Consider the following 15150-nt stretch of genomic DNA (forward strand, 5'->3'; position numbering starts at 1 on the left):
AGGCTTATCCAGCAGCAAGAGAGAGGCCGCAATCAGCCTCGATCTGCTGGATAAACCGCTTGCGTGCCTCGGCTCGCGAGGGCTTGCCGGAGGACGTACGCGGTAATGAATGAGGCGGCACCAGCTCCACCCGGCAGGTAAGGCCAAACTCGCTGTTGATGAGCTTGGTCAGCGATTGAGCAAAATGCTCACGCTGTTCCAGATCCATGATACGGCACTGAACCTGGACGACGACCTGAGGCTCCTCTTCGCCTGGAATAAGAAAGGCAATGACGTCGCCGGGGCGAATATCCGGCTGGCATTCGGCCAGGTACTCAATGTCTTGAGGCCAGATATTACGTCCGCGCACAATGATCAAGTCCTTGCGGCGACCGGTAATATAGAGCTCACCCTTGGAGAGATAGCCCAGATCTCCCGTATCCAGCCAATCACCTTCAGGGCTCATGACTGCCTGGGTAGACTCTTCGTCGCAGAAATAACCCGACATCAGGCTCGGCCCTTTCAGGGTAATACGACCGATTGCACGCTCAGGCAAGGCATGTCCGTTGTCATCACGGATTTCAAGCGTATGTCCGGGCAGGGCCGCACCACAATTGACAAAGCTGCTGGCGTTGCTGTCCGGCCCGTCGAAAGGAATGGCCTGGGAATGGTGCTCAAGCTCCCAGCGATTGATACGGTCCGTCTGGATACCGGTATCACGACGCGCGAAGCTGACGCCCAGGGTGCTCTCCGCCAGTCCATAACAGGGCAAAAACGCCTTGCGATCAAAGCCCGTCCGTTCGAACTGCATGGCGAAACGGTTCAACACCTCTGCCCTGATAGGCTCGGCTCCAATACCTGCGATGCGCCAGCTGGACAAATCAAAACGCTCCATATCGCTTTCGCGAACACGGCGCGTGCAAATGTCGTAACCAAAAGGAGGTGCAAACGAAATCGTACCGCGGTTCTGGCTGATCAGACTCAGCCACTGCCTGGGACGCATGGCAAAGTCCTGAGTCCGCAGATAGTCAACGGACAGTTGGGACGCCATCGGGCCAAGGACAAATCCGACCAACCCCATGTCATGATAGAACGGTAACCACGAGACGCAGCGATCACCCGGCTGAACGCCCAGGCCATCTCGCGTAATGCCTTGCAGATTCGCCATCACAGCCCGCTGCGTTACAACGACACCACGCGGGAAACGGGTACTGCCGGAGGTGTACTGCAAATACGCGACCTCATCGGCACGGGAAGGCGCCAGCTCGACTGCTATAAGCGGGCGCAAGGAGAGCTCCTTGGCCGTACCGATGAATCGCATCGGCTGCTCAGCGGCCTCCTCGGCAAACTTGACCAACTCGGCCGGTGCGAATACGGCAGAGGCTTCGCAACTCTTGAGGAGTCCCTTGAGTTTCTTGACGTAGATATCGTGACTGCCTAGCCCCGAGGGAATCGGCAGCGGAACGGGCACAAAGCCGCCGTACTGACAGCCGTAGAAAACCTCCATGAAGGACAGATCGGTGTCGGCGATCAGGGCAACCCGATCTCCCCGCTCAAGGCCCAAACCATGAAGCCGTTTAGCGACCTTGAGAGCCTCTCTTCTGAGGGCACCGTACTGTACAACAGCCGTCAGGCGGCAACGGCCATCATAGAAGTTCAGCCCTGTTTCACCTTCAGCCGCATAATCAAGCGCTTCCGACAACGTCGAAAAATCAGCCAGGCGCTGAGGTAAACCGTGTTGAGTTAGTGTTGCAGACATGTACAGTTCGGCCATCCCTTTGGTCCTGCTTTCAGCACATCGCATGCAGCGGGCCGATCAGCAAGGCCAGCAGCGCATCAGTTCATCACGTAAATTAATGTTGTCGACCTCCTGAAACTCAATCGATGAATTCAGCTGAGGGGGTCCTGGCCAGGCACTATCACTGAACTCCCGGTCAGCCCAAGTACGGGGACTCTTGTAACGAGGTATTACATGAAAATGGACGTCTGGATCGACCATCATCAACATTAGATAGTTCAGTTTGTCGTAGTTGAAGATAGTTTTTAAAGTGCTTTCAATGTCGACAGTAACAGCTTTGAGCTCTGCAAATGCTGCCGGACTCAACTCGGCAAAGGTCGTTACCTGCTCCTTGGCAATCAATACCAGAGAGCCCAACGTTACCTGCTGGGGTCGCAACAGCACCGCCCAATAGCGGTAATCACGAATCACCGTATCAGGAGCGCCAAACTTCTTCATGGTGGCGTTCAACGCATCAGTCGATTCCATCCAGACCCCATTGATCATCGTATGATTAGGTTCGGCTACGGAAGTTAAATGTTTATGCGCTGCTTTGAAAGCCTATTCGAATCACTAATGCTTGTTATTTTTTGAAACATTCGTAAACCATAAGCGCATAATCGTGCCGTGGGAAGAAGTAATGTGTGTATGTAAGGAAGCATGTTTCTAGTGCAACGCGAAGCATCGTTCAGCTAACCAAGCCAAAGGCCTTCATGTGGACCAACTTACTTCCGGGATCAAACGAACAATTGAAGTTAGACCTGTTGTCAGCAAGACGGATATGGCGACCTTTATCGGTTTCCCGGGCCGCCTCTACAAGAGCGACCCGAACTGGGTCGAACCTTTGCATTTCGAGCGCCACGAGCACCTCTCCCGAAAAAATCCCGTATTCGAACATTTGAAATGGCGGGCCTGGATCGCCTGGTCAGGCCACGAGCCGGTAGGACGTATCACGGCGCAGGTGGACACGCTCCATCGAGAGCGTCATGGTCAGGACACCGGTCACTTCGGCATGCTTGAAGCTATTAATAATCCGACCGTCTTTCAGGCACTGATCGATACGGCTGAAGCCTGGCTGCTCGAGCAAGGCGCTCGTCGTATTACAGGCCCCTTCAGCCTGACCATCAATGAAGAGAGTGGCCTTCTCGTCGAAGGCTTCAATACACCGCCGATGTTCATGATGGGTCATGGCCACCCTTACTACAGCCAGCAGTTGGAGAACAATGGCTACCGGCCCGCTGCCGATCTTCTGGCGTACTGGATGCGTACGGACGAGCTCAACTTTACGCCGACCATGCGCCGTATGATGGATCGCTACCGTGGGCGTGTTCGCATCCGAACGCTGGACCGTAGCCGTTTCGCCGAAGAAATGCAGACGCTGCGCGATATCTTCAACGATGCCTGGGCTAACAACTGGGGCTTCGTTCCCTTTACCGAAGCCGAGTTTCGGGAGATGGGTAACAACCTCAAGCTGCTGGTGCCCGATGACCTGCTGTACATTGCTGAAGTAGATGGCAAGCCCAGCGCATTCATCATTGCCCTGCCCAACCTGAATGAGGTGATCAGGCCACTCAACGGCAAACTCCTGCCCTTTGGCTGGCTGCGTCTGGTGTGGCGACTCAAGATTCGCAAGCCAACCACAGCGCGCGTACCGTTGATGGGGGTACGTCAGGAACATCAATTCAGCCGCCTCGGTCCTACGCTGGCGCTGCTCCTGATCGAAGCGCTCAAACCACCCTTCGTCAGGCACGGCCTTGAAGCCCTGGAGATGTCCTGGATTCTGGAAAGCAATACCGGCATGCGCACTATTCTCGAGCAGATTGGCACCCACCAGTACAAGCGATACCGCGTCTATGAAAAGCAGCTCTGAATCCAAACCTTTTTCGGCACTGGTTCTGGCCGCTGACCGACATGACGGGGACGCAGTGGCAATGGCGGCCGGTGTGGACTGCAAGGCATTGGCAACCGTAGGCGGCATTCCGATGGTTCGCCGTGTAACTAGCACTCTGCGCTCAAGCCCTCTGGTGGAGCGCATTACGCTCATAGGCCCTACCCGCGCCCTGTTGCGCCAGGAACCTCAGGTAGAAGCATGGCTGCAAGCCGGTGAAATCAACTGGCTGAGCCATGCGAATTCCCCCAGCGCCAGCGCCGCGCTCGGCCTTGAGGGGGAAGATCCAACGCAACCGGTGTTATTGACGACTGCCGACCATGCACTGCTGACGCCGGACATGGTTGAGTACTTCCTGACCGAGGCCCGGCGCAGCGGATGTGATTTTGTGGTGGGCGTCGCTCGCCTGGAAACAGTCAAGGCGCGCTTTCCCGGAAATCGCCGCACGGCAATCAAACTCAAGGACGGCCCTTTCTGTGGCTGCAACCTGTTTGCGTTTATGACGGAGCGCGGCCATCAGCTGGCTCCCTTCTGGAGACGGATCGAGCAGGAGCGCAAGCGACCATGGCGAGTCATTACAGGTGCCTTGGGCTGGACGGCAGTGCTTCGCTACCTGGCGGGGACGTTGACCTTGGAGCAGGCACTGGAGCGGTTGTCACGCAAACTGAACATGCGAATTGGCGCGGTGGTGCTGCCCTTTGCCGAGGCCGCAGTTGATGTGGATACGCCAGCGGACCGTCAACTGGTAGAGACGATCCTGTCAGAAAGAGTCGGGCGTGAAGCGGCTCAGTATTGAGCCGCTGCTGATGTCGCCATCTGCCACGTATGCACCTTGTGCTTGGCAGCTTCGAGATCCTGAGGGAAATCCAGCTCGCCCCAGCTCAGTCCTTCGATGGACTGTACGAAAACCTGGCCGGTCTGCTGAGCGATTTCATCGATAATGCTCAGATACCAGCGCTGCAGGGCTTCAGGCTTGCGCATGTTGTCCTCAAGCGCCTTGCGAAACAGAACGGCCCCCTCCGGCTGGAAGTACATCATGCCAATTGATTCGCCATTGACCGTTGGCAACGGCAACGTCTTGCCCACACGCATCAGCTGATCGCCTTCGAGACAGACCTTCATATCATCGCTGTCATAGGAGGGCTTGCGGTCGATGGCCAGTGTGATAGGCCGCGGCGACGTACCCAGAAGACGCTTGAGTACCGGTAGATCAAACAGCGTATCGCCATTGAGTAGCAGAAAATCATCACGCATGGCTTCGCGCGCCATCCAACAACTGGCCAGGTTATCCGCAACCTCATAAAAGGGATTGAACAGCGTGTGGATGACGCCTGCACCATAACGGTCACTCAATACACGCTCTACCTGACCCGCCTCATAGCCTACGACAACCGTAATGTCTTCTATTCCTGCGGCCATTAGGCCATCGATCTGCCATTCGATAACCGTACGCCCCTCAAGCTCGATAAGGCACTTGGGCTTGTTTTCAGTATAAGGAAGAAGCCGACGTCCTTGCCCCGCGCTTAAAATGATCGCCCGACTGGGCTCATTCCGTTCAAGATGATTCAATGCCGTCTCCTAACAGGAAGGAACTTAACCACCTCGAAGCAGCCAAACCCCGGCCAAACATTTAAGGATGGTTATTCAGCCAGTTACGTATGAATAAACGGTATAGTAACCGGCGGGTGTTTTGGAACCACAGAAGGCTCCAGAGTTCATGCGTCTAATTGAGCGTTATGTTATTTCCGAGGTATGCCGTCCTTTACTGGCCATGGTGGGCATTCTTACCTTCATTTTTGCCAGCTACTCCTCGGAACGCTATCTGGCTGAAGCTGCGAATGGCACGTTGGCACTGAGTGTCGTTCTGGATATCGTCTATTACAAGGTACTTATTGCGCTCGAAGTGCTTGTCCCTGTAGCGCTTTATGTCGCGGTCGTCCTGAGCCTGGGACGTTTGTACCACGATACGGAAATGACGGCTATTGCTGCATCAGGTGTCAGCCCGCTGCGCCTGTATAAAGCCATCCTGTTGATTGCGCTGCCCGTTGCGATCGCCGTTGCCTGTCTTTCCCTCTATGGCCGACCCTGGGCATATGACAACGCTTATCGACTCGAACAGCAGTCCAAAACGGATCTGGACGTCAATCATTTGCAGGCCGAACGCTTCAACGTCAATGAAGACAATGGTCGGATGATCCTGGCAAAACACATCGAGCCTGACTCAGGCGCGTTAAAGGATGTGCTGATCTACGACAGCGGCGCAGAAAGAGCCCACCTGTTCAGGGCCCGCCAAGCATTGATTACAGACCCTAATCCGGAAGACCCTGTTCTGTCCTTGGAACAGGGTACTGCCTACTCGCTGGAGCGCCAGGGCAGCCGGGACCAGACCATGCTTTTCAAGGATATGACCCTGCACCTGGCGCCGGTTGCACAAACAGCCGAGTATCGACGCAAGGCCGCACCCAGCAGTGCCCTCGCAACTTCGTCAGCCTTATCTGATCAAGCAGAGCTGCAATGGCGCCAGACCCGAGGCATCACCACCCTACTGTTAGCACTTTTTGCCATACCACTTAGCTATACCGCTCCCCGCAAGGGCCGTTTTGCGAGAATGCTACCGGTCACGGCGGCATTTGCTCTGGTTTTCTATGCCAGCGACATTTGCCGGAGCATGGTTGGCAATGGCTCGTTGCCCCTCTTTCCCGGCATGTGGCTGATCCCTATTCTCATGATGCTGGCGCTGCTTGTCGCCATCCGGCGGGACGTAGGCAAGAAGCGGATCCGCACGGCATGAAGATCATCGACAAGTACCTGTTGCAGTCTCTCTTCATGGGCTTCATAGCTGCTGCCGCATTGTTACTGCCACTGTTCAGTACCCTGGACCTTGTCGGGGAGCTTGATGACATCGGCGGAGATTACCGGCTTGTCCAGGCCATTGAGGTAGTCGCCATGACGCTGCCTCGACGCATGGTAGAACTCGGCCCCTTCATTGCCTTGCTGGGCGGTATCGCTGCACTGGGGCAGCTGGCTCTGACGCAAGAGCTCAACACGCTGCGTGCTGCTGGCATCTCTGCTGCTCGTATCGGACTGAGTACCGTGTTAGCCGGCGCGCTGCTTGCGGTAGCACTGGCGGCAGTCGATGAGTTTGCTGCCTCGCCTCTTCAGCAAAGCGCTATTCAGCTACGTGCACATGCCATTGCCTCAGTCGAAGGGAATGGCAAGGATGGCAGCATCTGGGGGCGTAAGGACCAGCAGTTCGTTCGTGTAGGCGGGCTGCGCCTGGGACGGATTCCTACCCATATCGAAGTGTTCAGCTTTGACGGCGACGAGGTACTCAAGGAGTATCTGTTTGCCAACTATGCCGACATTCAGCCCAAGGGGATATGGCAGCTGCATGATGTGACGGTAAAGCGCTGGGTCGATGGTGACGAGACGGTCGAGCACATGGATCAGATGATTTGGCAATCAGTGCTGCCTGAAACGCGCCTGCAGGAGGTTGCGCTTCCGGCGGAGAGTCTTTCCTCCCGGCAGCTTTACCACTACATCGAATTCCTGAAGGATACCGCGCAACCAGCGGCCCAGTATGAAGTGGCCTTATGGGAAAAGCTTGGAACACCTCTGCTGACCCTGGCCATGATACTGCTGGCAGTGCCTTTTTCATTTAGCCAGGTACGCTCCACCGGGCTGGGCAGCAAGCTGGCCCTTGGCGCAGTGACGGGACTGCTGGTTTATTTGACCAATCAGATTATTGTAAACCTGGGCATTCTGTTCGGACTTGTTCCTGTTCTGGTGGGAACCGTTCCGGCGCTGTTAATGCTGGTATTCTCGATGAGCCTGATTTTTCGGTTCGACAGAAAACGATAAGGCGGTACGAAAGGCTGCCAAACAGGCGGCGGCCCTCGTCAGACAGGGCTCGCAAGGCTTAATAATTTAAATAACACATCCATTGCGTGGACTAAGGCAGAACTTATGACGATACAGGTCCATCTGGTAGGCCGTTGCGAGGTGATCTTGTGGGGCCTGACCTCACGGGAGCGGCTGCGAAGAATCCTGAAGAAATTTCCCAAGGCGCATCTGGCCAGCCCCGGCGAAGCGCTTCCTGCTGAAGGTGATGTTCTGCTGCTGCGCGAGGATTACCTTTACGATGACCGGGTATTAAGAGGATTGCTGGATACCCAAGACGTTGCCTTGCAGGACCCTCGGGATGGCGCGGTTGTCGCGGCCCGACTCTCCGCCTCGCGCTTGTCTGGCGTGGCCGACCTGAATGCACCTGCTGTCGCTCAGCTACGTCCTGCGCAACCTGACACCGTAGCCTCCGGCCTACAGACCCAGCTGCGCAAGTTCGATCAGCCTTGGGTAGCAAGAATCACCCAAAGCAACCGCCAGCACCTGGAAAAGTCCTTGTTCAATGGTGCGTACAAGGGTGTAACGGACTTTATCACCCGCGGCGTCTGGCCTGTGCCGGCACGCTGGGTGACCCACCTGTGTGTTCGTCTGGGCCTGAGTCCTAACCACGTCACGACCGCCAGTTATGTGCTGGCCATCCTGGCCGGCTGGTGGTTTTGGAACGGGCAGTTCGGCCTGGGCCTGATCGCCGGCTGGATCATGACCTTTCTCGACACCGTGGACGGCAAACTTGCCCGCGTAACGGTAACCTCGACCCGCTTTGGCAATATTTTCGACCACGCCCTCGACATCGTGCACCCCCCGCTCTGGTACATCGCCTGGGGTATGGGCCTTGCTGCAACCTGGAGCTACAGCCTGCCGCTTTCTCTCGTGTTCTGGGCTATCTTTATTGGCTATGTAGCAGGACGCCTGTGCGAAGGCTCGTTCAAGTTTGCCGCCCCTTTTTCGATGTTCCTCTGGAAACCCTTCGACTCGCTGAACCGACTGGTTACGGCCCGTCGCAATCCCAACCTCTTGCTGCTCACGCTGGCATGGGCTGCTGGGGCCAATGATGTGGGACTGCTACTGGTGGCAGCCTGGACAGTCATCTCGACGCTTGTTCTGGCGTGGCGCGTCATATGGGCCATTACGTTGCGGCGACGCGGTGCTGAATTGCAGCCGTGGTTGAGCCAGATCGACCTCAAGGCTGAAGGGCATCGTCCGGTGGTTCGGCTATTTGCTCCCCGCTCCGGGCTGGCCGATGCCTGAATACGAACTTCCCGTACCGAAACGGATCGGGATACTCATGAATCCATTAAGCGGTCGTGTTCGTCGGCGTCTGCAGCCTTTACGTGCATCGATTGCCACCCTGCCCGGTGTCATGTTGCATGAGGCTTCAGAACCAGCGGATATTACCCGCGCGCTGCTTCAATGGCAGGGAACCTCACCAGAACTTGTGGTTGTAATCGGCGGCGACGGCACGTTACAAGCCGTCCTAACGGCTCTGCTACAAACGTCCTCCACGCCCTTACCTGCCTTGTTGGTAATTGCCGGTGGCACCACAAACATGAGTGCCGCCGACCTGGGCACACGGGCGAAACCTGAGGCCGTACTGAAGGCCTTGCGCGCCTGGCTGGAGGGCCAGGGAGCGGCGCCGCGCCAGGTGGAGCGCGCCGCGATAAAGGTCGAGGGCAACGAGACGAGCGGGCCACAGTACGGGATGTTTTTCGGCACGGGAGCGATTCTGAGCGGTGTCCGGTATTTTCATCAGCATGTTCGCCCAACGGGTGTACGCGGTGCGCTAGGCCCTGCCCTGGCCTTTATCCGTATGCTGCTGTCGCTGCTGCGCAGCAAACCCCATCCACTTCTCCCAGCCACACCCGCGTCACTGAGAACCGACACGCATGACTGGAGCAGCAGCTGGCTTCTGGTACTCGCGTCAACGCTCGATAATCTGTTGATCGGCTGCCGCCCGTATTGGGGCACCGAAGCGGCCCCCATGCATTTCACAGCCGTCGAGCATCAGCCGCGACGGCTGATACGCGTCCTACCGTTCCTGCTGTGCGGTCGCGGCAAATCGGTCGCGCATGAGCGGGACGGCTATATCAGTCGTAACCTCAGCACACTCAGTCTTGAGGGCAGCTCACATTTTCTTCTGGACGGTGAACAGTTCGAGGCTACTTGCCCGATTCGTCTTTCAACCACCGCTCCCCTGCGCTTTCTAACTTACTGAGGCCGGCCATGCCAGATCTTGCCCCGCTCCCCCGTCCTTCACCGGCATTGCTTGAGGTAATCGCCAGGCAAAGCGGGCAACCGGTACGCCAGGAACTCGATTGCCTGTGTGAAGCGGTCCAGAGAAGGTTTGGCGCGTCCGTTGTTGGCGTACTGTTTTATGGCTCCTGCCTGCGAAGTGGCAATCCGGCCGAAGGCATCGTTGACCTGTATGCCGTTGTCGATAGTTACGCAGAGGTACATGCCAATGCGCTGCTTAGGGCCGCTAATGCATGGCTACCGCCTAATGTCTTCATGCTTCAAGCCCGAACGCCAGAAGGAGAAGTGCTGCAAACCAAATGCGCTGTGCTCTCGCTGAAGGATCTGGAGCGCGGCACTGCCCGCTGGTTCCAGAGCTATCTATGGGGCCGGTTTGCGCAGCCGTCTCGCCTGGTGTACTGCCGGGACGACACGATACGGCAGCGTATTTATCAGGCACTGGGCTACGCCGTCTTGAGGTTAGTGGAACAAACACTGCCCTCGATGCCGGAACGCTTTAGCAGTGAACAGTTATGGCAAACGGGCCTTGCCTTGAGCTACGGTACTGAACTGCGTCCAGAAGCCGCAAGTCGGCCTGCCGAGCTGGTTCATTATGATAAAACCTACTACCGTCAGTTAACGGCAGCCGTTGTCAGTGACTTTTCCGGCATGCATCGAATAGCGTCTGAAGAGGATCTTTATTCGCATATGCCTTCCCGCGAGCGCTTGCAGCAAAGCCGACAGATGTGGAGCACCCGGCGGCGTCAGGGACGAATGCTGAATATTCTTCGGCTCATGAAGTCCGTTTTCACATTCGAGAATGGAGTGGACTACATCGCTTGGAAGCTAGAACGGCATATGGGCCGGCCAATTGAGGTAACGCCTCGGCTGCGCCGCTACCCGCTGATCTTCGGCTGGCCGTTGCTGTGGCGGTTATTGAGGGAACGTCGTTTACGCTAAATCGAACGCAAGCGGAGCGCTCTTCGCTTGCATCAGGAACCATGCGGCACTGCCTACGAGGTGAAGAGTGGAAAAGACCCAGGACAACGCCACGCTGTCTACTCAGAAACGTAAACGCAAAAAGCACCGCCCCAGTGTGGCGATCGGTCTCTGGATCATCAAGCGCCTGGAAAAAGCGATCAAGCACTACTCCAAGGTAGAAACGACACCCTTTATCGATGCCGGCCAGTTTGCCTGGGTGCCTGAACTGGAAACCCACTGGGAAACGATTCGTGCCGAGCTGAACGAAGTCTTGCAAAACAAGCACAAGATTCCCAATTTCCAGGACATCTCCAAGGACCAGAAAAACATCACCCAGGATGATCGTTGGAAAACCTTCTTCCTGTACGGATACGGCTACAAGATGGATGGCAATTGCCTGCGCTGCCCGGAGACAACTCGCATCATCGAGTCCATCCCAGGCATGTTCACGGCGTTCTTTTCCATTCTGGAGCCTGGAAAGCACATCCCACTGCACCGCGGTCCCTACAACGGACTGCTCCGGGCTCACCTGGGGCTAGTCGTCCCCGAGCCGAAAGAAAAGTGCCGTATTGAGGTGGGTGGCGAGACCCGGCACTGGGAAACCGGTAAATGCATGATCTTTGACGATACCTACCGACATCAGGTCTGGAACGAGACCGATGGCGTCCGCGTAGTGCTGTTCCTGGACATTCAACGACCCTTGGCTTGGCCGGGCTCGCTGCTTAACCGGATCATCTTACGATTGATTCGCTGGTCACCCTTCATTCAGGATGCGCGGCGCAACCATCGCGCCTGGGAACGTGGTTTGGAGCCGTAACGATAGAATAACGGCTCGGCGTTTCCTGGCGTCGAGCTGTCACTCAAACGTAGTTATTCATCCAGCAATTTCTGAGCATCGTCCCACGCAGCAAGATTGCGACGTGCTTCCTGAACGAAGGGGCTCCGCTTTACTGCACCTAAAAACAGGTCGCCCAAGAGCCGTCCCGGGAGGCGCAATGGCCGTTTGAACTGGATCAGTAGCACGACCCGGGTCTGATCGGTTTCATTCCAGACCTCATGGGGATAGGTGTCATCGAACACGATACATTTGCCATCGTCCCAATAGACCATTTCATCCCCTACCTGAATGCGGCAATTTTCACGTGGAGTGGGCGTCAGCAGTCCTAGGTGACACGTCATGATGCGCTTGGTCACTCCGGTATGCCGTGGAATGTGCGCACCCGGCGTCAGGATGGAAAAGAAAGCACTGTTCAGACCTGGCACTACGGACAAGGCCTCGGTGGTCTTTGGGCAACGCAGGCAATTCTCTTCGATCTTGTAGCCATACCCCCACAGAAAATAGGAGCGCCAGCTATTACCCTCGGCAATTCTGCGGTGATCAGGCGAAATATCGCGAAGCGCAGGAATTGAACCCATGCCCTTCAAGAGCTGTTGTACCTCCTGTCGTATACCCTCCCAATGCTGCTCCAGCGAGGCCGTCCAGGGAAACAGCTGCTTATCGAATACAGGCGGATCGCCGACCAGAGAATTTTTGGCCAGATAGCTGTTAAGCGCGGGCCGCAGCTTTTTACCGGTCCGGTAGAGGGCGCTGCGTTTGACTTTTGTTTTAGCGGCAACAGGAGGTGCGGCGTTGGTCATTGTACGTGTGTCCTGACGGTATTCGATGCGGCCCAGCGGACCGCCTGCATGTATGCGCCTAGATGCGATTTGCCGACAAGGCCCGCTCGCCTGTAATCACGGCCCGTACGGCCTCGATAGCACGCTGGCGCGAGGTAGCCATAAGTGCTGGCGACAGACCTGGCACTTGATCAAGTCCCTGCGGCAAAGGCAAAAGCCCCAGCGCTACATGAACTTCCTCGATTCTTCGCTCACGCTTGATGAGTCCTTCCTCTACAAGACTGTCGTAGAGTCGTCCGGTCTTGTTCTGCTGCCGGGGCGTGCCACGGCTACCTGCCACCCGGTCAATCACGCCCAGCTTGCGTTCAAGCGCATGATGCACACGCGCCTTGAAATGGCGCCGTACCGGTAATGGGAAAACTGCAACCGGTTTGCCGGCCAGGGCAGCCTCTGTCAGCATGGAGACACTTTCGCCGGTCACGATGAAGGCATCGGCCAACGCCAGCAATGCCCGGTAAGGATTATCGCTACCCTTGTCGAAACGGTAACACCAGTGCGGCGTCTCGATGGCCTCTAATAGCGACTGGGTAACCGGTTCTGCGGTACGGGGGCTTGTAGAAATCAGAAGCGATCCCCCCTTGGCCCGGACAGCAGCGCTGGCTTGGGCACCCAGCGTTCGCCCTGCGGCCTTGTCTAGTTCGTAAGGAATACTGCTTCCCCCTACCAACATGGCGACCCAGGGCCGCGGCAGATGCGCAAAACGCTCTTTCCAGACCGCCAGCTCCTGGTCAGACGGTATCTGATTCTGGATAAAGGGCACGGGTAAATCCACTACGTTGTCCCGTAGTGGCAGGCTGTATTGAGGTGTGGTCAGGACCAGATCAAAGCTGGATAACGGTGCGCGTGGGCGCCCAACGACTACCAGACGACTCCGCCCCTCGGAACGGCGCTGGATCCAGTGCGCCACCGGTGCTGTACGTCGTCCCGAACTCAAGACAAGATCCGGCCAGGGCGCGGCAAGACCCGGCGCGGACTGAGCCATCTTGCCCTGCAACAAGGCACCCGGCACATACTTGGCCGGCTTGAACCGCGTTTCCTTGCATTCATATGGCCAGCCAAGCGACTCGGCAATGGCAACCAGCTGTGCATTATCGCCCGCATGTTGGCCCAGAAGTACCCACACCCTGGGCAGCGCCTCTGCCCGTCGGGAACGTAACGGGAAGTCCGCCAGATAACGCTGCAAGGTGCCGTTATCGTCTTCGCAATCAAGCTGCCAGCAACGATCCGGATAGCGCTGGGACACACGGCGCAGCAGTGCCCGCCATCCCTTGATCGAGCTGATGAGTGACTCATCCGTCCCCAGTCCTGTCCGGATGTAGACAAAACCGCGGCTAAGCCTGAACAGCCGGTCCACGAGCCAGGGCACATCTTCCGGTGGCAGATGCTCAAGACCACTGACCGCCAAAAGGTCATGGCTGGGCAGGTCTGGTTGGCGCAATTGCTCGAAGCGGTAGTGGGTCGTAGCCAGTGAGTCCTTATGAACATCAGTCCAATGCCCTACGAAGGCGATATCGTTGCCGCTCAGTGCGCTTGCAAAGGACAGGACATCCGATGGCAGAGACGCAGCAGGCGATGCCAGCGTCTGACAGGCTGCGTTAAAGTCTGGGCTAGGACTCGCCATGGTGTAAGGCTCGTAACCTTTAGCATTGGCCGCCTGCTCAAGGCTCAGGAAATACTCGGCATACGGGTTGATCTGATAGGAGTATTGCTCAGGTGTTGGCCGCCAGGGCTGCAAGTGCAGCGTGGTGTAGTGCAGCAATCTGGAACGGCCATGCTCATACTCAAGGTCACGCGCATGCCAGACGGGGTCGAGCTGTCCCCACAGGCCGGGTTTCTCGGCAGCCTGGGCGTGCAAGGCCTTCTTGCTTTCACGACGTGCCTTATCAAAATTCCAGACATCGATCATGCGCGCGCAATCGATCAAGGCGACGGCCGTGTCGTTTGGGGTTAACGCTAGATAACCATGCTCACCCATGGGCTGGTCGAAGAGGTCCGCCGGATCAGCCGTATAGATCTGATCCACATCGTTATAAATGGCGCGCCCATGACGTCCGGCCAGATCCGGAATGGCAAATCGATAATTCGTAAACCCGGTACGCCAGCGGCTTTCATCAAAGCCCGGCAGACGGGTCATGCGGTAAACCTCGTAACGCCGATCAGGATTGCGCACCTGCTCCAACGAATACACGAAGATCCGCTCGGCGCGGTATTGTGCAGGCTCGGTTCCCAGGAAAATACGTACAGCTGGCTGTTCGGGTGCCCCTGCCCTTGCTTCCAACACAATCGGCACAATATGCGGAACCGCCATGGGTGCATGGGCAGCCTGGCTACCGGATATTCCGACCGAAGCGGTGGAGGGAGACACTCGGTTTTTTTCCGAACGGGGCAGTTTCCACTTACGTATAGCGCGCGGCGCTTTCCAGGCAAAGAAAGTCATGCGTCCTCTTATGCTTCGATCTGAGGCAGAACAGCTGTACAACCTGCCTTGGTTGCTGACGGAAGAACTATAGTTCCCCTGTTCAGATTGAACAGGCTCTTGCACACATCACAAAGCGCGTGGCTGGCCCTTTGTTATCACTGCTTTTCCTATACTGCCAGCCCGTGAAGCCAACCCGCGTTCTATCAGCGATTCGTGTTGCAGACAACCGCTTTTGCACGTTTGCGCCTAGCGCTGGCATGTACCTTGAACATCCGGTGAGGTTTTTCACGCTCACTC

13 protein-coding genes are annotated in these 15150 nt (G+C 56.8%); 8 read left to right on the plus strand and 5 right to left on the minus strand.

All coding sequences use genetic code 11. The features are described from left to right. Positions 1-4 precede the first annotated feature (4 nt). Entirely contained in the window at positions 5-1753 is a 1749-nt protein-coding gene (locus B3729_RS18310) for a fatty acyl-AMP ligase (protein ID WP_286788629.1), read from the minus strand. A gap of 42 nt (positions 1754-1795) precedes the next feature. Beyond that, positions 1796-2245: an HIT family protein gene (locus B3729_RS18315; protein ID WP_125889038.1), complete on the minus strand. Its 450-nt coding sequence runs from the start codon at positions 2243-2245 to the stop codon at positions 1796-1798. 226 nt (positions 2246-2471) lie between these two features. On the opposite strand from B3729_RS18315, the gene B3729_RS18320 reads away from it, so the two are divergent. Together B3729_RS18320 and B3729_RS18325 are read left to right on the plus strand one after the other, a co-directional pair. Beyond that, positions 2472-3626 carry an N-acetyltransferase gene (locus B3729_RS18320; protein WP_260466415.1) on the plus strand — a complete coding sequence of 385 codons (1155 nt, stop codon included), beginning with the start codon at positions 2472-2474 and terminating at the stop codon, positions 3624-3626. Further along, complete coding sequence (locus B3729_RS18325) at positions 3610-4440, plus strand: nucleotidyltransferase family protein (RefSeq protein WP_286788630.1); 831 nt, start codon at positions 3610-3612, stop codon at positions 4438-4440. Before B3729_RS18320 ends, B3729_RS18325 begins: the two co-directional genes overlap by 17 nt. On the opposite strand, the gene B3729_RS18330 is transcribed toward B3729_RS18325, so the two are convergent. After that, positions 4431-5213 carry a phosphocholine cytidylyltransferase family protein gene (locus B3729_RS18330; protein ID WP_286788631.1) on the minus strand — a complete coding sequence of 261 codons (783 nt, stop codon included), beginning with the start codon at positions 5211-5213 and terminating at the stop codon, positions 4431-4433. The genes B3729_RS18325 and B3729_RS18330 overlap by 10 nt on opposite strands. Positions 5214-5361: 148 nt before the next feature. On the opposite strand from B3729_RS18330, the gene lptF reads away from it, so the two are divergent. From lptF to B3729_RS18360, 6 genes are all read left to right on the plus strand, one after another. Continuing rightward, on the plus strand, positions 5362-6435 hold the full coding sequence (lptF, locus tag B3729_RS18335) for an LPS export ABC transporter permease LptF (protein ID WP_286788632.1): 1074 nt from the start codon (positions 5362-5364) through the stop codon (positions 6433-6435). Then, complete coding sequence (gene lptG, locus B3729_RS18340) at positions 6432-7505, plus strand: LPS export ABC transporter permease LptG (RefSeq protein WP_286788633.1); 1074 nt, start codon at positions 6432-6434, stop codon at positions 7503-7505. The genes lptF and lptG overlap by 4 nt, the downstream gene beginning before the upstream one ends. Before the next feature lie 105 nt (positions 7506-7610). Continuing rightward, positions 7611-8795, plus strand: coding sequence for a CDP-alcohol phosphatidyltransferase family protein (locus tag B3729_RS18345; RefSeq protein ID WP_074825498.1), 1185 nt, complete (start codon positions 7611-7613; stop codon positions 8793-8795). A gap of 37 nt (positions 8796-8832) precedes the next feature. Continuing rightward, on the plus strand, positions 8833-9759 hold the full coding sequence (locus B3729_RS18350) for a diacylglycerol/lipid kinase family protein (protein WP_010798125.1): 927 nt from the start codon (positions 8833-8835) through the stop codon (positions 9757-9759). A gap of 8 nt (positions 9760-9767) precedes the next feature. Further along, a complete protein-coding gene (locus B3729_RS18355; RefSeq protein WP_010798124.1) occupies positions 9768-10736 on the plus strand; it encodes a hypothetical protein in 969 nt (322 codons plus the stop codon). Between the two features lie 67 nt (positions 10737-10803). Next, entirely contained in the window at positions 10804-11574 is a 771-nt protein-coding gene (locus B3729_RS18360; RefSeq protein WP_010798123.1) for an aspartyl/asparaginyl beta-hydroxylase domain-containing protein, read from the plus strand. A 53-nt stretch (positions 11575-11627) separates the two neighbouring features. Here the strand turns inward: B3729_RS18360 and B3729_RS18365 are convergent, their stop codons facing one another. Both B3729_RS18365 and B3729_RS18370 read right to left on the minus strand, forming a co-directional pair. After that, positions 11628-12395: an aspartyl/asparaginyl beta-hydroxylase domain-containing protein gene (locus B3729_RS18365; protein ID WP_286788634.1), complete on the minus strand. Its 768-nt coding sequence runs from the start codon at positions 12393-12395 to the stop codon at positions 11628-11630. A gap of 58 nt (positions 12396-12453) precedes the next feature. After that, entirely contained in the window at positions 12454-14871 is a 2418-nt protein-coding gene (locus B3729_RS18370; protein WP_286788635.1) for an ELM1/GtrOC1 family putative glycosyltransferase, read from the minus strand. Positions 14872-15150: the final 279 nt, after the last annotated feature.

This window comes from Pseudomonas sp. UBA3149 (genome assembly GCF_002364655.1).
GTDB classification, from domain to species: domain Bacteria; phylum Pseudomonadota; class Gammaproteobacteria; order Pseudomonadales; family Pseudomonadaceae; genus Chryseomonas; species Chryseomonas luteola.